The sequence below is a fragment of the Mucilaginibacter rubeus genome, from assembly GCF_014643835.1.
Taxonomy (GTDB): domain Bacteria; phylum Bacteroidota; class Bacteroidia; order Sphingobacteriales; family Sphingobacteriaceae; genus Mucilaginibacter; species Mucilaginibacter rubeus.
Genome location: NZ_BMKD01000008.1, coordinates 278,989 through 300,007, shown reverse-complemented (window position 1 = coordinate 300,007; position 21,019 = coordinate 278,989). Strand labels below are relative to the sequence as shown.

General features: G+C 44.3%; 21 protein-coding genes. 9 read left to right on the top strand and 12 right to left on the bottom strand.

Annotation, left to right across the window (positions count from 1 at the left end):
* Positions 1-19 precede the first annotated feature (19 nt).
* From IEX80_RS23655 to IEX80_RS23645, 3 genes are all read right to left on the bottom strand, one after another.
* Positions 20-598, bottom strand: coding sequence for a Crp/Fnr family transcriptional regulator (locus IEX80_RS23655; protein ID WP_229701741.1), 579 nt, complete (start codon positions 596-598; stop codon positions 20-22).
* Between the two features lie 140 nt (positions 599-738).
* Positions 739-1,560, bottom strand: a complete 822-nt coding sequence (locus IEX80_RS23650; protein ID WP_090531330.1) for an alpha/beta fold hydrolase — start codon at positions 1,558-1,560, stop codon at positions 739-741.
* A gap of 322 nt (positions 1,561-1,882) precedes the next feature.
* The gene (locus IEX80_RS23645) at positions 1,883-2,758 is read right to left on the bottom strand and encodes a winged helix-turn-helix domain-containing protein (RefSeq protein ID WP_229701740.1); all 876 of its coding nucleotides are present in this window, start codon (positions 2,756-2,758) and stop codon (positions 1,883-1,885) included.
* Between the two features lie 123 nt (positions 2,759-2,881).
* On the opposite strand from IEX80_RS23645, the gene IEX80_RS23640 reads away from it, so the two are divergent.
* Positions 2,882-3,487, top strand: a complete 606-nt coding sequence (locus IEX80_RS23640; RefSeq protein ID WP_188834351.1) for a YceI family protein — start codon at positions 2,882-2,884, stop codon at positions 3,485-3,487.
* Between the two features lie 88 nt (positions 3,488-3,575).
* Here the strand turns inward: IEX80_RS23640 and IEX80_RS23635 are convergent, their stop codons facing one another.
* From IEX80_RS23635 to IEX80_RS23625, 3 genes are all read right to left on the bottom strand, one after another.
* Positions 3,576-4,076 (bottom strand): RICIN domain-containing protein, encoded by a 501-nt coding sequence (locus IEX80_RS23635; RefSeq protein WP_188834350.1) that lies wholly within the window; start codon positions 4,074-4,076, stop codon positions 3,576-3,578.
* 613 nt (positions 4,077-4,689) lie between these two features.
* Positions 4,690-5,961: a DUF1501 domain-containing protein gene (locus tag IEX80_RS23630; protein ID WP_188834349.1), complete on the bottom strand. Its 1,272-nt coding sequence runs from the start codon at positions 5,959-5,961 to the stop codon at positions 4,690-4,692.
* Positions 5,962-5,979: 18 nt separating this feature from the next.
* Positions 5,980-7,917, bottom strand: coding sequence for a DUF1800 domain-containing protein (locus IEX80_RS23625; RefSeq protein ID WP_188834348.1), 1,938 nt, complete (start codon positions 7,915-7,917; stop codon positions 5,980-5,982).
* Between the two features lie 163 nt (positions 7,918-8,080).
* Between IEX80_RS23625 and IEX80_RS23620 the strand changes: the two genes are divergently transcribed.
* From IEX80_RS23620 to IEX80_RS23595, 6 genes are all read left to right on the top strand, one after another.
* Positions 8,081-8,449 carry a hypothetical protein gene (locus IEX80_RS23620; RefSeq protein WP_091167609.1) on the top strand — a complete coding sequence of 123 codons (369 nt, stop codon included), beginning with the start codon at positions 8,081-8,083 and terminating at the stop codon, positions 8,447-8,449.
* 143 nt (positions 8,450-8,592) lie between these two features.
* Positions 8,593-9,060, top strand: coding sequence for a response regulator transcription factor (locus IEX80_RS23615; protein ID WP_090530593.1), 468 nt, complete (start codon positions 8,593-8,595; stop codon positions 9,058-9,060).
* 110 nt (positions 9,061-9,170) lie between these two features.
* Positions 9,171-9,710 (top strand): DUF4199 domain-containing protein, encoded by a 540-nt coding sequence (locus tag IEX80_RS23610; protein ID WP_188834347.1) that lies wholly within the window; start codon positions 9,171-9,173, stop codon positions 9,708-9,710.
* 151 nt (positions 9,711-9,861) lie between these two features.
* Entirely contained in the window at positions 9,862-10,761 is a 900-nt protein-coding gene (locus IEX80_RS23605; RefSeq protein ID WP_218117180.1) for a LysR substrate-binding domain-containing protein, read from the top strand.
* A 77-nt stretch (positions 10,762-10,838) separates the two neighbouring features.
* Positions 10,839-11,849, top strand: a complete 1,011-nt coding sequence (locus tag IEX80_RS23600; RefSeq protein WP_188834346.1) for an NAD(P)/FAD-dependent oxidoreductase — start codon at positions 10,839-10,841, stop codon at positions 11,847-11,849.
* Positions 11,850-11,851: 2 nt separating this feature from the next.
* Positions 11,852-12,169, top strand: a complete 318-nt coding sequence (locus IEX80_RS23595; RefSeq protein WP_091167599.1) for a 2Fe-2S iron-sulfur cluster-binding protein — start codon at positions 11,852-11,854, stop codon at positions 12,167-12,169.
* Between the two features lie 186 nt (positions 12,170-12,355).
* On the opposite strand, the gene IEX80_RS23590 is transcribed toward IEX80_RS23595, so the two are convergent.
* The 4 genes from IEX80_RS23590 to pdeM form a co-directional block, all read right to left on the bottom strand.
* Complete coding sequence (locus tag IEX80_RS23590) at positions 12,356-13,141, bottom strand: succinate dehydrogenase/fumarate reductase iron-sulfur subunit (RefSeq protein ID WP_188834345.1); 786 nt, start codon at positions 13,139-13,141, stop codon at positions 12,356-12,358.
* A gap of 102 nt (positions 13,142-13,243) precedes the next feature.
* Positions 13,244-15,178, bottom strand: a complete 1,935-nt coding sequence (locus IEX80_RS23585; RefSeq protein ID WP_188834344.1) for a fumarate reductase/succinate dehydrogenase flavoprotein subunit — start codon at positions 15,176-15,178, stop codon at positions 13,244-13,246.
* Between the two features lie 42 nt (positions 15,179-15,220).
* Positions 15,221-16,012 (bottom strand): succinate dehydrogenase cytochrome b subunit, encoded by a 792-nt coding sequence (locus IEX80_RS23580; protein WP_090530615.1) that lies wholly within the window; start codon positions 16,010-16,012, stop codon positions 15,221-15,223.
* A gap of 181 nt (positions 16,013-16,193) precedes the next feature.
* Positions 16,194-16,877 carry a ligase-associated DNA damage response endonuclease PdeM gene (gene pdeM, locus IEX80_RS23575; RefSeq protein WP_229701739.1) on the bottom strand — a complete coding sequence of 228 codons (684 nt, stop codon included), beginning with the start codon at positions 16,875-16,877 and terminating at the stop codon, positions 16,194-16,196.
* Between the two features lie 145 nt (positions 16,878-17,022).
* Between pdeM and IEX80_RS23570 the strand changes: the two genes are divergently transcribed.
* Positions 17,023-17,397 (top strand): DUF6249 domain-containing protein, encoded by a 375-nt coding sequence (locus tag IEX80_RS23570; RefSeq protein ID WP_090530618.1) that lies wholly within the window; start codon positions 17,023-17,025, stop codon positions 17,395-17,397.
* 107 nt (positions 17,398-17,504) lie between these two features.
* On the opposite strand, the gene IEX80_RS23565 is transcribed toward IEX80_RS23570, so the two are convergent.
* Together IEX80_RS23565 and IEX80_RS23560 are read right to left on the bottom strand one after the other, a co-directional pair.
* The gene (locus IEX80_RS23565; protein ID WP_218117181.1) at positions 17,505-18,020 is read right to left on the bottom strand and encodes a DinB family protein; all 516 of its coding nucleotides are present in this window, start codon (positions 18,018-18,020) and stop codon (positions 17,505-17,507) included.
* A complete protein-coding gene (locus IEX80_RS23560; protein ID WP_176625392.1) occupies positions 17,995-19,212 on the bottom strand; it encodes a sensor histidine kinase in 1,218 nt (405 codons plus the stop codon). Before IEX80_RS23560 ends, IEX80_RS23565 begins: the two co-directional genes overlap by 26 nt.
* A 219-nt stretch (positions 19,213-19,431) precedes the next feature.
* On the opposite strand from IEX80_RS23560, the gene gltX reads away from it, so the two are divergent.
* Entirely contained in the window at positions 19,432-20,964 is a 1,533-nt protein-coding gene (gltX, locus tag IEX80_RS23555; RefSeq protein ID WP_188834343.1) for a glutamate--tRNA ligase, read from the top strand.
* Positions 20,965-21,019 lie beyond the last annotated feature (55 nt).

Below are 21,019 nucleotides of genomic sequence, written 5' to 3'. Positions count from 1 at the left end.
CAGCTGACCATAATTTCAATTAGCGCTGAAGCTGCGCGTGACGGATACGGGTAAGGGTTTTTATGGAGATGCCCAAATAAGCGGCAATCATACGCAGGGGCAAACGAGCCAGGTAGTCCGGAAAGGTTTGGATAAAATCTTCATACTTTTCTTCGGGCGTTGCGCTTAACGAAATCAGGATCCGCTTCCGGCTGTAGTGGATATTACGGGCAATAAGGCCTTCGGCAAATTTTTTTAGTTGCGGCACCTCTGCCAGCAACATATCGAAATCTTTTTTTTGCCAGCAAAGTATTGTGCTGGGTTCTACTGCTCCTATGCTTACTTGCGAGGGTATCTGCCGGTCATAACTTTCAACATCAAGCGTCCAGCTGTTTTCCGGCGCAAATTGCAGAATATGCTGAGTGCCCCCGGCAGAAATATTGAAGGTGTGCAACAGCCCGCTTACAACAAATACCTTGTGCCGGCAAATTTCGCCTGCGCTTAAAAGGAGCTCATTACGGCGCAATTTTCTTGCCACTGCCAGATCACTGATCTTGCGGACCGCCTCCTCAGATAGGTCGCTCCTTCGCAGATATGTTTCAAATTCCGGATGCATCATCCAAAAATAATAAACATTTCAACAGCAAGTTTTCAGATGTGTATAAAATGAGATTCGGATAGATCATTGGTATGTCAATACAAACAAAAAGGCCGTCTCAAAAGAGGCGACCTTATGCAATACAGTAATTGATGAAAAAATTATTCTTTAATAAAAGCTAAAAGATCTTTGTTGATGGTTGCAGCCTCGGTAGTAGGCATACCATGCGGGAAACCCGGATAGGAGATCAATTTGCCGTTTTTCAGGTGTTTGATAGACTTTAGTGCCGAGTTTGCAAACGGAACGATCTGGTCATCTTCCCCGTGTAAAATAAGTACGGGAATATCTACACTTTTAAGATCTTCTGTGAAATCTGTTTCCGAAAAAGCTTTAACACAGTCGTAATGTGCTTTTATACCGCCCATCATACCCTGGCGCCACCAGTTGTCCCTGATACCCTGTGAAACTTTAGCGCCTTCGCGATTGTAGCCGTAAAACGGAATAGTCAGGTCCTGGTAAAATTGGTTCCTTTGGGTTGCAGTATTTTCGCGGATCTCGTCAAATACTGCAATCGGAACACCATCAGGATTGCTTTCGCTTTGAACCATAACCGGAGGAACCGCGCTGATCAGCACAGCTTTGGCGATACGTCCTTTTCCATATTTTGCAGCGTAATGAATAACCTCTCCGCCACCTGTAGAGTGACCGATGTGGATTGCACCCTTCAGGTCAAGCGCCTCAACAAGCTCCGCAACGTCAGCTGCATAAGTATCCATTTCATTGCCTGTTGCGGTTTGGCTTGAACGTCCATGGCCGCGGCGGTCATGGGCTATCACCCTATAACCTTGTTCAAGGAAAAAGAACATCTGGGCATCCCAGTCGTCGGCAGATAGAGGCCAGCCGTGATGGAAAACTAATGGTTGCCCGGTTCCCCAGTCCTTGTAATAAATTTCGGTTCCGTCTTTTACTGTAATTTTACTCATTTTGTTTTTCAATTATGGTGATTAATAAAGCGCTGAAGATGCAGGGCGTTTTTAGCAAATGTAACACCTTTAGGTTTTACTTTGGATGTTTATTATATCCACAAGTAAAGCTGGCCGGCGCCCAAAAGTAGTGAATAAAGGGAGGGCCTTTCAAAACCGTATCGAAATTTACCTGGATGCGATAAATCGGCTGTTTTTTTTGACGGAAAGCTTGATGACGTTTATCGTCGCTGCAAATCATTTATAAAACCACGTTATTGCATTTAAACAGTAACAACTTATCTGTACATATATACAGTGAAGCTTGTAGTTACAAAAGTAATTACCCGTTGATTTCCAGCTTATATCCCTTGCCGTGTATATTCACCAGTTTAATAGCCGGATCATGCTCCAGTTTTTTTCGCAGTTTTGATATGAACATGTCAAGGCTCCGGCCAACAATTACGCCCTCATCCTCCCAAATCTCTTTTTGAAGCCTGCTCCTTTCAATGATCTCATTTGGCGACCGGGCAAAGATGAGCAGCAGTTTATTTTCTTTTAAGGTAAGCTCGGTAATCATTCCGGCACTTTGCAGTTGCCGCCTGGCCGGGTTAAATATAATATTACCCATTTTAAAACTATTATCCAGGATGGAGCTATTTTCAACTGTGTTTTTCCGGCCTTTACCCGACATTGAAATTACAAGCCCGATAAATGCCAATAAAGGTATCCCGCCAATTAGATAGCCTTTTGAGGGCATATTCAATCCCTGGCTTTTGAATTTGAGGTTGATCACGTAACAGCTTTTAGGCTGTTTTCGCCCGGAGCAGGGCATTATGTTATCTTTTTTATTTTTGAATATAGCATAGCCAAATATCACATCCTTCCCTGTACAATTCAAAACGCTCACAATATAGTCGTTAGCCAGGTTGTCCTTTGCCAGCGCGCTGCTGATTGCTTTTTCCAGCGAATCGGGCTGAAAAGAAAATTCATTCTCAAACCGTAACTGGTACTCATTTTCAGCAATCTTTTGTACCGGCATCACCCGCGATGTACTATCACCCGAATATAATAGCACCTCATGCCCAATTTTCCGGAGCAGAATTTCCTGCCGGGCCATATCAAAGTCATCCTTACCGGTAAAGCTGAAAGCAACACATAAAAGGGTCATGAGCAGCAGGCAACCAAGCCCCAGCAAGCGTTTGGTTGTCTTATTCATTGGTAGTTTGGAGCCGGCCATATTCCTGGAAATTTAATTTACAAAGTTTACAATTTTATTTACAATATCGGCAATAACAAACGCGCTGAAGCTGAGTAGGTTTGCCAAATAAATCACTTATGTATGTTAAGAAAACACGCAATTATCCTGTTGCTGTCCATGGCCCTGCTCCCGGCCTCTGCACAGCAAACCTACCATTTAGATATTAAAAAAAGTAAAGTTTTATGGGATACCCGCAAAACTATGGGCGGCCATTACGGCTATCTGCTTTTTAAATCGGGCAGCCTGGAGTATACGGCTGGCGGTGAACCAAAAAACGGCACCTTTAGCCTGAATATGAATACCATGCACAGTACCGATCATGCCGATGCGGCCAGGAATAAAAAGGTAGATGAAGAATTGAAAAAAGAGGGCTTTTTTTCAGTAGGCCGGTACCCGGAAGCAACCATGGTTGTTAAAGAAATTACACGCGTTGGCCAGTCAACCAACTTTAACGTGACCGGCATCCTTACCATAAAAGGGATCAGCAACCCCATTGAATTTATGGCAGCTATCATTAAAAAGAACGATATCATCAGCGCTAAGGCAAATACCACAATTGACCGTATCAAGTGGAAAATCGATATGCAGCCTAAGCGGGAAGCATGGGATTTCTTTTCGGCCGTAAAAAACACAGTTGTTACCGACGAGATAGCAGTTGGGCTGAATCTTATATTTACGGCCGATTAACGCACTGTTGTGGCAGATACCGTTGCGTAATCCTATTTCAGGCCCGGTTGTAATATTACCGGTTAGCATACCATCTTCAGATAGGGCATCACATGGTAGGCGATTGTTCGTAAATATTCCAATACTGATCTTTTGTGTTCGTCTTTTTAGCTAAAACTATCTGTGAGTTAACTACGCCCTTTTTATCAGATGGCGTAATGTATAAGTCTGTCCCTTTCAATTTGATCATGAAAGTATCATGACCTATCGCCTCAAACTCATATTGCTGAATGGCGCTGTTCGTGTTAAGCGGTTGTTCCTCTAAAGCTACGTTTACATCAGCATCGCCCTTAGGCTGGAATGTTTTATTGGTAAGCAAATTCTGAAGCTCATAGGTATTCCCTGCAACATGTTTAAAATTCCAGGTCATGCATTTCCAGTTTTCGGGATAGTAAGCCACCAGTGGGGTACCATTTTCTGAATGTGCGTCTTTAACCCGTAACAGCATCCCGGTTTTCTCATTTTTAATAGCATAGCTCCCCTTAATTTGTTGGGCCGAAACCGCGAGGCAAGGTAACAGGAAGCATAACAGCCAGACAAATTTTTTCATAGGTATATCGATTTAAACAAATTTAGATACAAACTATAAACAGCTGTTATCAAAATTGATTCAGTTTTTAGTCGATATGTATCAAAGCGGTAGATGTGTTGCATGCGAATTGATTGTAACAAACGTGGTGTCCCAAAATTTTAATTCCCCATAAAAAATTGGAAAAACACCCAGGCCTTTTTTTCTGAAACAACATCATGTTCCAAATTTTAAGAGTGAAACACGAAACGCATTAAAACACTATTATTACTGATAATCAATGCTTTAACATTTTCAATGAAACATCTTCAAATAACTGACAATCAATGATTAAAACTTTAGAGAATATAAAATTAATGTTTCAACAGTGCTTTTTCGAAGGCTTTTATGCTACTGATTTTTTGATATTTTTTGAGCAAAAATAAACCTGGAAGGTTTTGGAAAAAAGTACTGACAAAACAGCGCCACCATTTTTTATGGCTAAAAGCTGTTGCTTTCGCAGGCAAAGTGCCTGCCCGGTTTTAGGCCGATTTACGTTATCGCCCAACTTCGGCCAGTGAATGAGCTGAAGTTAGAAACTTCAGGGATATCCAATCACGGGTTAGGCTATTGCTAAAACCGCGGCAGCCTGCTTTTATCCCCTCATTACATTCACCCTATCCCCTTTCCAGTCAGGAAACAGTATATGATCATTATTTATCGCAAGATGCTTATCCGCTACTGAGCTGAACACGCTCCTGAAATCGGTAGTTACCGCAAGGTCGCGGCCATCTTCAAGGTTTTCAACGGCGAGCGGCTTTACATCGCCATACACTAAACCGCCGCTTACATCATTACCTAAAATAAAGTTACATGAAGCGCGACCATGATCGGTACCACCAGTCCCGTTTTGATGCACGGTACGGCCAAACTCGGTCATGGTCATTATGGTAACATCGTCCTGGTAGGTGCCCAGGTCGGTCCACAGGGCCATTATGCTGTTGCTTAGGTCGGCAACATTCCGGGCGAAGATGCCGTTTTCGGTTCCCTGGTTAAAGTGGGTATCCCAACCGTTTGATTCGGCAAAGGCAACTTCCAGTCCCACATCCATTTTAATGAGCTGGGCTATTTGTTTCAGCGAATTGCCCAATGCCGAGCTGGGGTAAACAGCGCCATTGGCAGGCGTATAATTTTTAATATCAGTTTTCTGCAGCATCTTCATAGCCTCAAAACTTTCCTTTCCGGTTTGCTTCAGTAAGCCGGATGCGGTTTGATCATACAGATCTTCAAAACTTTTGGCCGCGATATTGGCTCCGGCAGGGTTGCCACGCATTTGAATCGCAAAATCCTGGAGATTGCTGATGGCTACCGAGGGATTGTCGCCATAAAAAGAACGTGGCATGGCCGATGTCATGCTCACGGCTGTAAACGGAGTAAGCGCGTCATGTCCAAGCAAACCTACAGCCCGGTTAAGCCAGCCGCTTGAGGTACCTTTATTGAATGGAGTGCCCGATTCCATATAATCCTGCGCATCAAAATGCGAGCGGGTATTATTAGGCGAACCGATGCCGTGAACAATGCCCAAACGTTTTTCGCGGAACATAGGTTCAAAGGCCTTCATGGCAGGGTGCAAACCAAAACGCCCGTCCAGGTCTATCAGCGGATTACCTGTACCACTTTTGGCAGCCGACATAAACAGGTTTGGCCGGGCAGCTTTCAAATAATCGTCCGTAAAGGGGGTAACAGCCATCAGTCCATCCATAGCTCCGCGCTGAAAGATACATACCAGCGTTTTTTTCTTTTTATAGGGCGATAAGATTTTTTCGCTTGCGGCTGCCTCAGCTAAAAAACCGGGTATGCCGCCCAGTAATCCTACACCTAAAAGGGCCAGCCCGCCCGATTTTAAAAAGCCTCTTCTTGATACCATTTTTAAATCCTCCTGCAATTAACGCCTTTGATATTCGGGTGAACCAATGATAACGCCAACCACCTGTGCCAGCATAGAATTATTGCCCGAGGTGCTTTGCATCGCTATAAAATTATTTTTTCGTTTACCTTTCAAACCCGCCTGCTGATCCATCATCTCATCACTGGCAGTTACTGGTAGCGCGGTTGCTGCAAGAGTTTTAGCGCTGGCTTCGCCAACCTTTTCCATAAGTTTGGGATCGTTAAGCATAGGCGTAAGCCGTTTAATAGTTTCATCAAGCTTACGGCCCGGCATAATGATCTTGCAATAAGTCATAAGTGCGGCCTGTGCGCTTTCGGGTTCGTGGTGGTTATTGAGTGCTGCAAGATCAACCTTTACACCCGGGATCCGGCCCGATGCCAACGCCAAACCAAAATTCATACGGTTAAGCAGTGCGCCGGTATTGATCCAGTATTGGCCTTTATCGGGGAAGCCCGTTGGGGCCTGGTAATAGTACATTTTTTCGCCCATTTTATTGATCCAGTTAAACAACTGGTAAGGCTGGGTAATATCGGCATGCAATGAACGTACCGAGCCTATGGCCAGTTCAAAAGGCGATTTTGTTTTTTCCCTTAAGGCTGCCGCGCTCCAAAATTCAGGCGCATCAACCATGGTGATCAATACCTGTTTAATATCACCATCTTTATTCATAAAGGTATGGACCATTTTATCAATAAGGCTCTGCGGCGGGTTATCGCTCACAAAGCGCACAGCAATTTTCTTTGCTATAAACCTTGCCGTAGCTCGTTGGTGTGCCAGCATATCAAGCAGTTGCACCCCCTCCTCATACCCGCCTCCAGCAGCAAAATGATGGCCCAATACCGTCTTTTCGCCGCTATCATGTTTGTTAGGGTTAAACAGAAAATCGCCCTCATGTACAAAACCACGGCTTTGCAGTTTTTCATCCCCAATACGGTTCATAAGTTTTTGACCCGCCTGCCCGTAAGTGCCCATTGGATAAACCGACCAGCCGGTAAGTACTTTAGCCGCCTGGGTAACATCCTGCTGGGTATAGCCGCCGTCAACGCCAAGGGTATGCAGTTCCATTACCTCGCGGGCGTAATTTTCATTAAGCCCCTGTGCCTTTTTTGCTTTGTTTAGTTTGGGCATATTGGCAAACCGACCTGTATCCGCACCCTGCATTTGCTGCATCAGCCGGCGGCGGATCGGCCCCTGCTCCATGTTCTCCTTATTCCCCGAGCTGCTGAAATTATCCAGGTAATATAGCATGGCCGGCGATTTGGCAGTGGCCAATAACAAATCATTAAATTTGCCAAGGGCATTCGGACGGATGACGTCGCGCTCATAAGCGGGGATATATTGCGAACAGTCATTTTTTACTATAGATACATTGAAATGATTGAACCAGAAACTGGTCATTACTTCCTGTAATTGATTATTGCTGTAAGCGGCTCTTAATATTTTTTGGTTGATGAATTGACGTAACAGCTCCTGCTCGGGCTTTAATCCGTTTTGCTGCATGTAGTTTTGCAGCTGATCGCGATAAGCTTTGCGATCTGTTTTTACCGAATCTTTGTTAACTATACCATCCCTTACAGCCATTCGCAAAACCTGCGCGCCTTTGGGGTATTGGGCAACAACTTCTGTATTGCTCAGTTTTAAGGCATCATATTTATTTAACAGTTGATTAAGGGAATCATCCGGGAGTTGGGCATCCAACTGTTGGGCAAACCACTTTTCGGGGCCGATTTTGGATACTTCTTCTACTTCGCCCGGGGTTGCCCCATAAGTAAAACGGCTCAGTAAATGAGCCGCGGCTTGTTCGGGTGTTAAACCCGCCTGCTTATATGGAAATTTTAAACTTGCATTAGGATAGCCCGGCAAAAAGGCAGTAAATACGGTAAACAAACACAACAACATAACAAAGCCACACCAGTACTTAACAGCCTTTTTCATAGTATCCGGGTTATTAAATTAAAAATTTAACTTTTGCATTAGTACGACCATAAAAGAACCCTTTGGTTTAATTTAATTGTCAAAGAAACTTATACACATACCCATTTAAACCAAAACTCATCTATATTGTCAATAAATTAATTATCTGCAAAAAATAAAAAATATGAAAAAACTACTGATGCTACTGGCCCTTGCCTGCGGACTAAACTACGCAGCCAACGCACAAAAAAAGATTGAAAAAACGCCTGCTCAAAAAGCGGCCAACAAAACCGAGCACCTGCAAAAAAACTTAAAACTTACTGCCGACCAGGCAAAAAAAGTCAATGTTATCCTGCTTGCCCAGGCAACAAGTATCGATAGCCTGAAAAAACTGAAACAGGATAAAAAAACCAGTCACCTGGCCGATCAAAAGATTAAACAACGCACCGCCACCGGCTTAAACAAGATTTTCACCCCCGAACAACAAAAAGCCTATGCAAAATTAAAAGCCGATAAAAAAGCCAGGAAAGACGCGGCTAAAGCTGATGAATAAAAGGAACCAGGACTTTCAGAATTAAGGTATTAACTTGACAAATTATAAATTTAAGAGCGGGATGTTTTCCGCTTTTTTTGTTTGCGTGTCTTTCTGCTTTATCTTAAATAATCCTAATTTTAAGATAAATCGGTGCTCATAACATGGCTTCAAATTTATTGGCAAAAAACAAACATACCATACTGTACGCGGTAGCACTCGCTCTGCTGTTGTTGTTGCTGAAATGGCTTGAGCTTAAACTGATCATTGTTGATAATGCCTATGAAATTTACATGGGTGCCATAGCAGTATTTTTTACCGTATTAGGAATTTGGCTGGCACTTAAACTTACCAAACCCAAAACAGTTGTTGTAGAAAAACAGGTTTATGTAAATAACGGACCTGAATTTATCATTAACCAGACAGAGGTGGAAAAGCTTGGCCTCAGCAAACGCGAGCTTGACGTTTTGCAATTAATGGCCGAAGGATTAAGTAACCAGGAAATTTCAGAGCGCTTATTTGTATCGTTGAATACCATCAAAACACATTCGGCAAAGGTGTTTGAAAAAATGGAGGTTAAACGCCGCACCCAGGCTGTTGAAATGGGGAAGCGGCTCAGCATTATTCCTTAACCCGCTTCATACTTTAGTACTAATGGCAGCATATTTTTAAAAATCACCCTAAAGTATGAGCCCGAAAAGTTTCTGACAAGCCAAATTTGTTCTATCAAAATATAAACGATATGAAAAAGAATGTATTTGTTTTTGGATCAATCTCCGGCCTCATCATCGCCGCTACCGGGGGAATTTCGGGAGCCCTTTGCTATAACAACCCCAACTTTCAGGGCAACATGTGGGTGGGCTATGGCTCCATGTTGCTGGCGTTTTCGCTGATATTTGTAGCCATCAAAAATTACCGTGACAAATACAACGAAGGCATAATTAGTTTCGGCAAAGCTTTTATGATCGGTCTTTACATTGTGTTGATCACCTCAACAGTTTATGTGATTGTGTGGTTAATAGAGTTCTATAACTTTTACCCCGATTTTATGGCCAAATACGTCGCCCATGTTTTAAGGGAAGCCAAAGCCCATGGTGCTACGGCCGCCGAACTTAAGCAACAGGAAGCAAGCATGGCCGGTTATGTTAATATGTACAAAAGCCCCTTCGGCGTAATCGTGCTTACTTACATGGAGATACTGCCTGTTGGCCTGGTGATTGCGCTGATAGCAGCTTTGATCCTGAAACGCAAGGATGCCAGCCCACAATTGGCTACGAATTAAATAGATACATTGACATAAATTTATGTCATTGCTGTAAGCGAAGCGTTGCAATCTCGCAGCCAATGCATATTCGCACTGTATAGTATGCGGTTGCCACGCTTCGCTCGTAGCGACATGCTGAATAAAAAGTATTTATTCCTAAATTGGCCCAATGATATTTGATTTCAGGCTGAAGGTTTTTTATACGGTAGCACAGCGGTTAAGCTTTACCAAAGCTGCATCCGAACTATTTATTACCCAACCGGCGGTCACCAAACATATCAAGGAACTGGAGCAGCAGCTCAGTGTACAGCTGTTTAAACGAAACGGCAATAATATTTCCCTTACCACCGCCGGCAAGATCCTTGAAAAATATGCCGAAAAGATTTTCCAAACCTATACCGACCTGGAAACTGAACTGGCACAGCTTAACAACCTGGAAGCCGGTACACTGCACATAGGGGCCAGTACCACCGTGGCGCAAACTATTTTGCCCAAACTGTTGGCTATGTTTAAAAAAACATATCCCAAGGTTACTTTCAATTTTATCCAGGCCAATACCGATCAGATCTCGCAGCTGGTACTGGCCGAAAAAATAGATATTGCCATTGTAGAAGGGGCTGCCCATTCGCCGCAATTATCCTATACCGATTTTATTAAAGATGAAATTGTACTGGTAACCAGTGCTAACAATAAGTTATCCAAAAAGACCGAGATCACACCCAAACAATTGCCTGCCATTCCCTTGGTTTTAAGGGAAGCCGGATCGGGCACCCTGGATGTTATCTTCAATGCCCTGGCCGCCGTGCAAATCAACCCTAAAGACCTGAACATCGAGATCCAACTGGAGAGCAGCATCGCCATAAAACAATATCTTTTATACTCAGAAACAGCAACATTTCTCTCCATCCAATCGGTAGTAAGCGAGTTAAAATACAACGAGCTCACCATTATTGATGTTAAAGGATTAGAGATTTTCCGCACTTTTCAGTTCATACAATTGCATGGCAAACACAGCAAACTGATAGAGTTATTTAAGCGTTTTTGCCTTGCCAATTATAACTTAAAGTAATCTCATATTACTTTATATCATTTGATTGCCAATTAGTTTAGCGGCAAATTTGATTGCTGAATCAAAGGCGATCATACATGGAAAAAATTACTACCGATATCTGCATTATAGGCGCGGGACCTGTTGGTTTATTTGCTGTTTTTGAAGCCGGGCTGCTAAAAATGCGCTGCCACCTTATCGATGTGCTGCCACAGGTTGGCGGCCAGCTTTCCGAAATTTATCCGCATAAACCTATTTATGATATTCCCGGTTATCCTGATGTTACCGCACAGCAACTGGTGGATAATTTGATGCTGCAGATAGCCCCGTTTCACCCTACCTTTAGTTTGGGCGAGCGGGTAGAAAACCTGCAACGCAATGATGACGGATCTTATAATATCATAACTAACGACGGCACAACCGTTCATTGCCAGGTAGTAGTAATTGCCGGCGGCCTTGGCTGTTTTGAACCCCGCAAACCAGAAATTGACCGTCTTACGGATTTTGAGGGAAAAGGCGTAGCCTACATGGTGAAGAACCCCGAACATTTCCGGGATAAAAAAGTGGTGCTTGCAGGTGGCGGCGATTCCGCCCTGGACTGGGCTGTTTTTCTAAGCAATGTAGCCGAGCGGGTTACCCTGGTCCATCGGGGAGATACTTTTCGCGGAGCGCCCGATAGTGCCGAAAAAGTATTTGAGCTGGCCAGGGAAGGCAAGATCGACCTGATCCTTAAATCAAACGTAGTTGCTTTAACCGGCGATGACCGTTTGCAGGAGATCACCCTGCTTGACCGGGACCAGCAGGTAAGCCATATTGAAGCAGATCATCTCATTCCTTTATTTGGCCTTAGCCCCAAACTTGGCCCTATTGCCGATTGGGGGTTGAATATCGACAGATCAGCCATCGCGGTAAATACAGTTGATTACAGCACCAATATCGAACGCATTTATGCCATTGGTGATATCAATACCTACCCGGGTAAACTTAAGCTGATCTTATGCGGTTTTCATGAAAGTGCGTTAATGGCCCAAAGTGCTTTCAAATATGTTTACCCCGAGCAAAAACTGAGTTTTAAATACACCACCGTTTACGGTGTAAGCGCTTTTTAGCCATGATAAATTTAACCATAATTGACCGCGACGGAGGCAGCAGGGCCGTTGAAATTCCGGAAGGCATAAATCTGAGCCTGATGGAAGTACTGAAGGCATCTGAATACGATATACTGGCCACCTGCGGCGGCATGGCGCTTTGTGCTACCTGTCACGTACAGGTGATAGAAGGCCCCGAGGAATATTTTACTGCTACGGATACCGAGCTCGACGTATTGGATACGCTCCCCTACGCTCCACCTGCAAGTCGGTTGGCTTGCCAGATCAGAATCTCTGAAGACATGGATGGGATGGTATTTAAGCTGGTTGGAGAGGAGTAAGCCGGAAGTCTTAAGTTCTAAGTCTTAAGCCGGACCAAAAAAGATTTGTATGCTTATTTCCCAAAAAGGGAAGAGTGTTTTTATGATCTCATTTTATTTTTATCAAGCCGTTTGAAAACTTCTGAATAAAACATAAAACGGCCCGGACAAGCCGGGCCGTTTACTATATCCTAACAGAAAGATCAATTAATGACCTTGCTCATGTACTTCTTCTTCCCTGAACAGTTTCGCGCTAAAATAGTCGTTGTTCATACGGGCAATGTTAGTCAATTTAATTTCCTTAGGGCACTCGGCTTCGCAGGCACCGGTGTTGGTACAGCTGCCAAAACCTTCCTCGTCCATCTGGGCAACCATTGATTGCACGCGACGATAGCGCTCCGGCTGACCTTGCGGTAATAAGCCTAACTGGGTGATCTTAGCCGATACGAACAACATAGCCGAGGCATTTTTACAGGCAGCAACGCAGGCTCCGCAACCAATACAGGTAGCCGAGTTGAACGCTTCATCAGCAATAACTTTAGGGATTGGGATAGCGTTACCATCAGGTACACCACCGGTGTTTACCGAAACATAACCACCGGCTTGTTGGATCCTGTCGAAGGCAGAGCGGTCAACCGCCAAATCTTTAACAATTGGGAATGCCTGAGCGCGCCATGGTTCGATAGTGATGGTTTCACCGTCGTGGAAGGTACGCATGTGCAGCTGGCAGGTAGTGATACCGCGTTTTGGGCCGTGCGGGTGACCATTGATATATAATGAACACATACCGCAGATCCCTTCGCGGCAATCGTGGTCAAAGTTAATTGGCTCATCGCCTTTGTGGGTAAGGCTCTCGTTAACCACGTCGAGCATTTCAAGGAACGACATGTCGGGCGAAATATTTTCGGCTTTGTAGCTTACAAATTTACCCGCGGTTTGAGCATTTTTTTGACGCCATACTTTAAGCGTCAGGTTCATATTTCCGTTACTCATCTTTGTTTTAGATTTGAGTTATCGTTGTTTTGTTGATTGAGTGAATAGATGATTGGAGAAATGGGTTTAACTTAATCAACCATTCTCCTAATCAACCAATCACTATGCATAATTACGTTGTGATAAATGAACTGCTTCAAATGTCAGTTGCTCTTTATGTAACTCTTCTGGTTGGTTTTCACCTTTGAATTCCCACGCTGCTACAAACGCGAAGTTTTCGTCATCGCGAAGTGCTTCACCATCTGCAGTTTGCGATTCAACCCTGAAGTGGCCACCGCATGATTCTTTACGCATTAAAGCGTCATCTATCATCAGCTCGCCAAGTTCAATGAAATCAGCTACGCGACCAGCTCTTTCTAACGAAGCGTTCACTTCTTCGTTTTCGCCGGTTACGATAGCATTTTTCCAGAAATCAGCTTTCAAAGCCTGGATCAGGCCTTTGGCCTTTTTCAGGCCTTCTTCGGTGCGGGCCATGCCGCAATACTCCCACATAATATGGCCAAGTTCGCGGTGGTATTCGTTAGTGGTTTTAGTGCCTTTAAGAGCTAATAATTTACTTATGTGTGCGATAACATCCTGTTTGGTTTTTTCAAACGCCGGGTGGCTGGTATCAACTTTTTTAGGGCCAATTTTAGCCAGGTAATCGCCAAGGGTATAAGGGATCACGAAATATCCATCAGATAAACCCTGCATCAGTGCAGATGCACCAAGGCGGTTAGCACCGTGGTCTGAGAAGTTACACTCACCTAAAGCATATAAGCCGGGGATTGTAGTGCTCAGGTTATAATCAACCCAAAGGCCGCCCATGGTATAGTGAACCGCAGGGTAAATACGCATTGGTTGTTTATATGGGTTCTCGTCGGTGATCTGGATGTACATATCAAACAGGTTACCGTATTTGGCTTTAACAGTTTCTTCGCCTAAACGTTTAATAGCATCGGCAAAGTCAAGGAATACCGCGAAGCCAGAACCTCCTACACCCCTGCCTTCTTCAACCATTTCCTTGGCGTTACGTGATGCCACATCGCGCGGAACAAGGTTACCGAAAGCAGGATATTTACGTTCAAGGAAATAATCGCGGTCATCTTCTTTAACCTGGTCTGCTTTCAAAGTGCCTTTGCGCAGCTGCTCGGCAATTTCAACAGTTTTTGGAGCCCATACACGGCCGTCGTTACGCAATGACTCTGACATCAGCGTTAACTTAGACTGGTGATCGCCGGTTACAGGGATACAGGTTGGGTGAATTTGAGTATAGCAGGGGTTACCAAAGAAAGCACCACGTTTGTGTGCCCTCCAGGCTGCCGTTACGTTTGAACCTATAGCGTTTGTTGACAGGTAGAATACGTTGCTGTAACCACCGGTACATAATAATACCGCGTGACCTGCATGCGTATCAATAGCGCCTGTTAACATATTACGGGTAACAATACCTTTGGCATGGCCATCGATAGTTACCACGTCAAGCATTTCGTGGCGGGTGTACATTTTTACTTTACCGGCATGGATCTGGCGGTTAAGCGCAGAATAAGCGCCCAATAATAATTGTTGTCCTGTTTGTCCCCTCGCGTAAAATGTACGCGATACCTGCGAACCACCGAATGAACGGTTATCCAGCAAGCCGCCGTATTCGCGGGCAAAAGGTACACCTTGTGCAACGCACTGGTCAATGATGTTTACCGAAACCTCGGCCAAACGGTGAACGTTGGCTTCGCGGGCGCGGTAGTCACCACCTTTAATGGTATCGTAAAATAAACGGAAAACACTGTCGCCGTCGTTTTGGTAGTTCTTAGCGGCATTGATACCACCCTGTGCTGCGATAGAGTGCGCACGGCGGGGGCTGTCCTGGAAACAAAACGCCTTAACGTTGTAACCCAGCTCGCCTAAAGTGGCAGCTGCCGAAGCGCCTGCCAAACCGGTACCTACAATGATGATATCGTATTTACGCTTGTTGGCGGGGTTAACCAGCTTCAGATCAAATTTATGCTTGCTCCATTTTTCGGCTAATGGGCCTTGAGGAATTTTAGCATCTAATGTCATCTCTTCTTTGTATTTATGTTTGTGGCTTTTGGCCAGCTAAACTTAGTGAGCTCCCTGGGTTGATAAATAGTAATAATAAACCGGCATGGCGGCAAAAAGCAGCGGAATGATAACTGCAAACAGCCATGTACCAATAAAGTAAACTACCGGCGTATATTTACGGTGTACCCAGCCCAGCGTACGGAACGCGCTCTGGAAACCATGTAACAAGTGAAATGCTACAGCGCCCATGGCTATTACGTAAAATATAACGTAGATAATGTTGCTGAAACTGTAAGCAACACGCGCGTGCAGGTCTTTTACCCTTACAACTTCCACATTGTTTTCGGTTGATACAGAGTGACTGAATTCGGCATTGGCCGGTGTGTAATCGCTAACCTTTGTTTCGCCTGTTGCCAGGTCGGTACGGTACTCTTTAAAGCCCATGGTTTTGTCGTTATGGTAACGGAACCAGAAATCGCCCATGTGGATAACGATGAACAGGAACAGGACTGAACCCAGCAGGCCCATGTTTTTTGATGACCATGAGGCATCAGATTTTGCCGCTACCGCATAACGTACAGGGCGGGCTTTACGGTTCTTGACAGTCAGGATCAAACCGTATAGTGCATGCACTAAAATGGAAAGGTACAACAGGTATGCTATAACTTCAATAGGCGGAAAATGCGTAAGGAAGTTGGCATACACGTTAAAACTGAAACCGTTATCGTTGTTAAACAACAACAGGTTGCCGCCTACGTGCACAATTAAAAAGGTACACAGAAACAAGCCTGTTAAAGCCATGATCAGCTTTTTGCCCAGCGACGAGTTTAAGGTTTGTTTGAATTCGCTCATTATGAATTGGATTTATTAGGCAAAAGTATTTATTAAATAACAAAACATAGAAGAGGTTTTGGCTTATTGGAGACCAAAAAGCTATTTAGAATCAATCTAAAATAATGTCCTGGTATTCAACAGCCAAATACAATACTATGACAGGGAATTCGATGGATTTAGTGCATTTTGTAGATAAAAATCAGGCTATAGCCACAACTTTATCTTTCAAAACAGCAAAGATCTTGTCGTTTTGAAGGCTCCGGATAGCTACCCGTCCGGTAAATTTTCCGAAGGATGGTAAAATTCCCTGTTTATTGCCGAAGGCAAAGCAAGGCAATGTAATGCTTTGACGTGCCCGGCCGCTTAAGTTTACCCCAGGGTGGATATGCCCGCAAAAAACGTAACCCGCTTTTTCGTCCTGGTCATTGGCAAGCGGATGGTGCATCATGAGGAAGGGGCCGATCAACAGTTCATCGTGCAGTTCGATATTCAGGTTATGATAATGCTTATCTGCAATGATATCATGGTTGCCGCGGACCAGCATGATCTGTAACGCGGGGAACTGGCTGCGCCAAAGGATAAACCAATCCCAATCGTTATTCATATCGCTGTGGAACAGATCGCCCAAAAAAATTAACTTTTCCGGCTTGTGTTCATAAATAAGATCGGAAAGTACGGCCAGGTCACTTTGCTCCATATCCCGCGGTATTGCTATGCCGGCCTTACGGAAATGGCCCACTTTGCCCAAATGCACATCGGCAATTATCAGGGCGCTTTGCTGCTGCCAGTAAATAGCTTTTTGTGGTAATAATAAAAGATCCTGCCCCAGCAGGTTAAAAGGAGTAGCCGCACTTATCATTAAAGCAAAGTTAATAAATGCCATCCGCCCTCCTAAAAGGGAGTAATAATTTTTTTCAATCAGGGTGTAACCTGTTTAAAAAACATGTGGTCATAGCTTACAAATACACCGCAATGGCGTGTTTATAGAGAGAAAAAACAGTATTAACTTAATTAAAAAAACAAATATTATGGGCGCAGGTGAATTGGGCGTATTAGCAGGAATTATAATACCCCTCAGCTTATTCGCAATGATCTTCGGGATCGTTTACTTAAACAAACGGGAGAAATTAGCTATGATTGAACGAAACATGGATCCGAGGAGTTATAAACCGCAATCGGCTCCTTACCAAAATTTAAAATGGGGCTTACTGCTTATTGGTTCGGGTATCGGGCTATTTTTGGCCTACGTTTTAAACCGTGGCATATTCAATAGTTTTGACGATGATGTTTTCTTTTTATACGTAGCATTGATCGCTATTTTTGGAGGGGCCGGCTTGTTTTTATCATACCGCATCGAGAAAAGAGAAGTGCTGGATAAAGAAGAATTGTACAAAGAGAAATAAAAAATCGCCCCCCCCCCGGGGCAGGTTGGAGAGCCCAGACTTACGAAGTTTTAAAAACTTCGTAAGTCTTTATGTTTAATGGCCTTACGATGTGCGATATAAATACCTTACCCTATCCCGTACCGCTCTTTAAATAAATTTAAATGATGGCGCTCATGCCCGGCCAGCATAAATACAAATGCGGCAACGGTAAACAAATGGTTGCTGGCAATACCGTTACGATTTAGCTGCTCATTGCTGAATGCTTTAATCATATAAAGGTTTGCCTGGCGCAATGCACGGAACTCTTCGGCAAGGTCTTTTATATTTTGACGGTTGAAATCGGTATTGTTAACATAAATATCCTGGTCAAAACCCGGCAGTTCGATATGATTGCGCGAAAACACGAGGGCACGATAGGCAAAGGTACGTTCGGTGTCTATCATATGGCCCAATGCCTGCTTAACTGTCCATTTGCCGGGTGCATAAGCATATAGTCCCTGCTCATCGGTTAAATTACTGAATAGCTGGTAACTGTTATCCATTTGCTGTTCAAGCATGTTAATTACATCATTGTCGCCAACAAGGCCCACATATCCCGCTGCAAATGGCGAATAATCACCTGGTTTTGGTTTTGTTATCATTGCGCGTGTTTTTTAGTACTATCCTGAAGGTTGTTCCTTTACCTATTTCCGAATCTTTCACAAAGATCTGCCCGTTATGGTAATTCTCTATTATGCGTTTGGTGAGCGACAAGCCTAATCCCCAGCCGCGTTTACGGGTGGTATACCCAGGTTGGAAAACGGTATCAAATTTAGAACGGGAGATGCCTTTGCCGGTATCTGTAACATCAATAAAAATCTGGTTTTTAACTTTATTGCCACTAATCTCAACCTTAATGCTTCCCTTACCCTCAATGGCATTAACAGCATTCTTCAGCAAATTTTCCAATACCCAGTCAAATAGTGGAATATTGAGCCCGGCCTTGAGGTGCGGATTACCCGTCATTTCAAAGCTGATGTTTTTACTAACACGTACCTTGAAATAATCAACAAAATCTTTCACTACGGCATAAACTCCGTGCTCGTCCAATACCGGTTTGGAGCCAATCTTTGAAAAGCGATCGGCCACAATTTCAAGGCGCTTTACGTCATTCTCCATTTCGGCCACCAGCACATCGTCTTCGGCATTAAATTTCTCTTTCATCAGCTCAATCCATGCAATAAGCGATGATATAGGCGTACCCAACTGATGAGCAGTTTCTTTGGCTAAACCAACCCAAACCTGGTCCTGCTCTGATTTGCGCGATGAACTGAAGGCTGTATACGCCATCAATAAAAATATAGCAATTACCGTGAGCTGTACATAAGGGAATAAGCGCAGCTGTGTAAGCAACGCCGAATCTTTATAGTAAACAAGGTTTTCTTCTCCCAAAACCTGGAGTTTAATAGGAGGATGCTGACCCTTCATATAGGCGAGCTCTTCTTTAAAGTAAGCCGGATCGTATTTTTTCCTCTTGTTGTTTTCGGCTTCCAGCTTGATAAAAGTCTTTGTGGTGTCTAAGCCTCGCTGTAAAACTATTTCGCCTTTTCCATCTGTTACAATGGCGGGTACGGTAAGGCTATCGCGCACGGCTATTACATAGTTTAAAAAGTCATTATCATCTGAGGCAAGGATCTGGCGCATACTTATGGCCCAAACCTGGGCCCGGGTACGTTCCGAACGTTCAATGTTTTTTACCAGGTAACGGGTATAAAGCAATGAGCCAATTGCAATTACCACTGCAAAGGCAAGGAGCAAATATTTCCAACGTTTTTTCTGTTGATATGGGTTCATGCTGGGCACAGCCCAAATAACGTAAAATTGCTTTGTAAAATATAATTTTTGTTGGAGGTAGTCCGGAAGTCCGCTGTCCGAAAGTCCGTAAGTTGAAAAGTGAGGATTTGCATATGGTTAAACTTTCAAATTGTAGGTTTTTCAGCCTGTACCATCCTTCCGACTTTCGGACAGCGGACTTCCGGACTTTCCGACTTAAAGCATATCTTTGCCCCCATCATGACCGATAAAAAAGTAAGAGTCCGTTTTGCGCCAAGCCCTACCGGTGGTTTACACCTTGGCGGTGTGCGCACCGTGTTGTTTAACTATTTATACGCCAAAAAACATGGCGGTGATTTTGTTTTGCGAATTGAGGATACCGACCAAACCCGCTATGTGGAAGGTGCCGAAGAATATATTTTAGATTGCCTTAAATGGTGCGGCCTTCACCCCGACGAAAGCCCGGTTGCCGGCGGCCCTTACGCGCCATATCGCCAAAGCGAGCGTAAACCACTTTACCGCGAATATGCCGAACGCCTGGTTATGGAAGGGCATGCTTATTATGCCTTTGATACCGCCGAAGAGCTGGACAAAAACCGGAAGGAGATCCCCAATTTTCAGTACGGCCTGGCCTATCGCCATACCCTAAGAAACTCGCTTTCATTGCCTCAGCACGAGGTTGATGCCTTGCTTGATGCAGGTACGCCGCATGTGATCCGCATTAAAATGCCGGAGGGTGAAACAGTAAGTTTCAATGATATGATTCGCGGATATGTGAGCTTTGAAACCGGCCTGGTTGATGATAAAGTGTTATTAAAAGCCGATGGCATGCCTACTTATCACCTGGCCGTTGTGGTTGACGATTATCTGATGAAGATCACGCATGCTTTTCGTGGCGAAGAATGGCTGCCGTCGGCCCCGGTACATTTGCTGCTTTGGGAATATCTGGGCTGGAAGGCCGATATGCCACAATGGGCGCATTTACCGTTAATCCTGAAACCGGATGGTCACGGTAAACTGAGCAAACGTGATGGAGCCCGACTGGGTTTCCCGGTGTATGCCATGAACTGGTTTGATGCAAAAACAGGCGAGTTGACGCCGGGTTTCCGTGAATTAGGTTTTTTACCGGAAGCTTTCCTGAACCTGCTGGCAACTTTGGGCTGGAACGACGGTACCGAGCAGGAGATTTTTACGCTTGACGAATTGATAGAAAAATTCTCGATAGAGCGCGTTAACAAATCGGGCGCCAAGTTTGATTTTGAGAAAGCCAAATGGTTCAATGCCGAGTGGATTAAGAGGTCTGAAGTCGAAAGTCTGAAGTCAGATGTTATAAAAGTATTTGCTGATAAGGGTGTTAACGTTAATGATGATGAGTATTTGGCCAAGGTTATCGGTTTAATTAAAGACCGTTGCGTACTAATGCCTGATTTTTACCAGCAGGCGGGTTTCTTTTTTGAGCAGCCCAGGGAGTATGACCTTAACGCGGTAAAACCTAAATGGACTGATGCCAAAACAGCGTTTTATCATGCGTTTATCGCCTTGCTAAATAACGAAGCAGTTATTGAAGCGCATGACCTGGAAGCTAAATTCAAAGCCCTTGCCGAAGAAAAAGGTTTAAAAGTTGGCGATGTAATGCTGCCTTTCCGCATTATGCTGGTTGGCGGCAAGTTTGGTCCGCATGTGTTTGATATTGTCGCCCTGCTTGGTAAAGAAGAAACCATCAGCAGGATTGAAAAGGCGCTTGTGGAGTTTGCTGCCCCCCCCGCCCCCTAAAGGGGGTGCTTACTTACGCCGGCTCTTTCGAGGCATCAACGATTTCTATTTTTGC

What these genes read in the sequence shown, in the direction of transcription:
- pdeM (WP_229701739.1), bottom strand. Translation starts at nt 16,877, where the DNA reads ATGGCATTTATTAACTTTGCTTTAATGATAAGTGCGGCTACTCCTTTT.
- IEX80_RS23560 (WP_176625392.1), bottom strand. Translation starts at nt 19,212, where the DNA reads ATGAACCCATATCAACAGAAAAAACGTTGGAAATATTTGCTCCTTGCC.
- IEX80_RS23600 (WP_188834346.1), top strand. Translation starts at nt 10,839, where the DNA reads ATGGAAAAAATTACTACCGATATCTGCATTATAGGCGCGGGACCTGTT.
- IEX80_RS23605 (WP_218117180.1), top strand. Translation starts at nt 9,862, where the DNA reads ATGATATTTGATTTCAGGCTGAAGGTTTTTTATACGGTAGCACAGCGG.
- IEX80_RS23625 (WP_188834348.1), bottom strand. Translation starts at nt 7,917, where the DNA reads ATGAAAAAGGCTGTTAAGTACTGGTGTGGCTTTGTTATGTTGTTGTGT.
- IEX80_RS23655 (WP_229701741.1), bottom strand. Translation starts at nt 598, where the DNA reads ATGATGCATCCGGAATTTGAAACATATCTGCGAAGGAGCGACCTATCT.
- gltX (WP_188834343.1), top strand. Translation starts at nt 19,432, where the DNA reads ATGACCGATAAAAAAGTAAGAGTCCGTTTTGCGCCAAGCCCTACCGGT.
- IEX80_RS23650 (WP_090531330.1), bottom strand. Translation starts at nt 1,560, where the DNA reads ATGAGTAAAATTACAGTAAAAGACGGAACCGAAATTTATTACAAGGAC.
- IEX80_RS23645 (WP_229701740.1), bottom strand. Translation starts at nt 2,758, where the DNA reads ATGAATAAGACAACCAAACGCTTGCTGGGGCTTGGTTGCCTGCTGCTC.
- IEX80_RS23610 (WP_188834347.1), top strand. Translation starts at nt 9,171, where the DNA reads ATGAAAAAGAATGTATTTGTTTTTGGATCAATCTCCGGCCTCATCATC.
- IEX80_RS23570 (WP_090530618.1), top strand. Translation starts at nt 17,023, where the DNA reads ATGGGCGCAGGTGAATTGGGCGTATTAGCAGGAATTATAATACCCCTC.
- IEX80_RS23615 (WP_090530593.1), top strand. Translation starts at nt 8,593, where the DNA reads ATGGCTTCAAATTTATTGGCAAAAAACAAACATACCATACTGTACGCG.
- IEX80_RS23580 (WP_090530615.1), bottom strand. Translation starts at nt 16,012, where the DNA reads ATGAGCGAATTCAAACAAACCTTAAACTCGTCGCTGGGCAAAAAGCTG.
- IEX80_RS23620 (WP_091167609.1), top strand. Translation starts at nt 8,081, where the DNA reads ATGAAAAAACTACTGATGCTACTGGCCCTTGCCTGCGGACTAAACTAC.
- IEX80_RS23635 (WP_188834350.1), bottom strand. Translation starts at nt 4,076, where the DNA reads ATGAAAAAATTTGTCTGGCTGTTATGCTTCCTGTTACCTTGCCTCGCG.
- IEX80_RS23640 (WP_188834351.1), top strand. Translation starts at nt 2,882, where the DNA reads ATGTTAAGAAAACACGCAATTATCCTGTTGCTGTCCATGGCCCTGCTC.
- IEX80_RS23565 (WP_218117181.1), bottom strand. Translation starts at nt 18,020, where the DNA reads ATGATAACAAAACCAAAACCAGGTGATTATTCGCCATTTGCAGCGGGA.
- IEX80_RS23585 (WP_188834344.1), bottom strand. Translation starts at nt 15,178, where the DNA reads ATGACATTAGATGCTAAAATTCCTCAAGGCCCATTAGCCGAAAAATGG.
- IEX80_RS23590 (WP_188834345.1), bottom strand. Translation starts at nt 13,141, where the DNA reads ATGAGTAACGGAAATATGAACCTGACGCTTAAAGTATGGCGTCAAAAA.
- IEX80_RS23630 (WP_188834349.1), bottom strand. Translation starts at nt 5,961, where the DNA reads ATGGTATCAAGAAGAGGCTTTTTAAAATCGGGCGGGCTGGCCCTTTTA.
- IEX80_RS23595 (WP_091167599.1), top strand. Translation starts at nt 11,852, where the DNA reads ATGATAAATTTAACCATAATTGACCGCGACGGAGGCAGCAGGGCCGTT.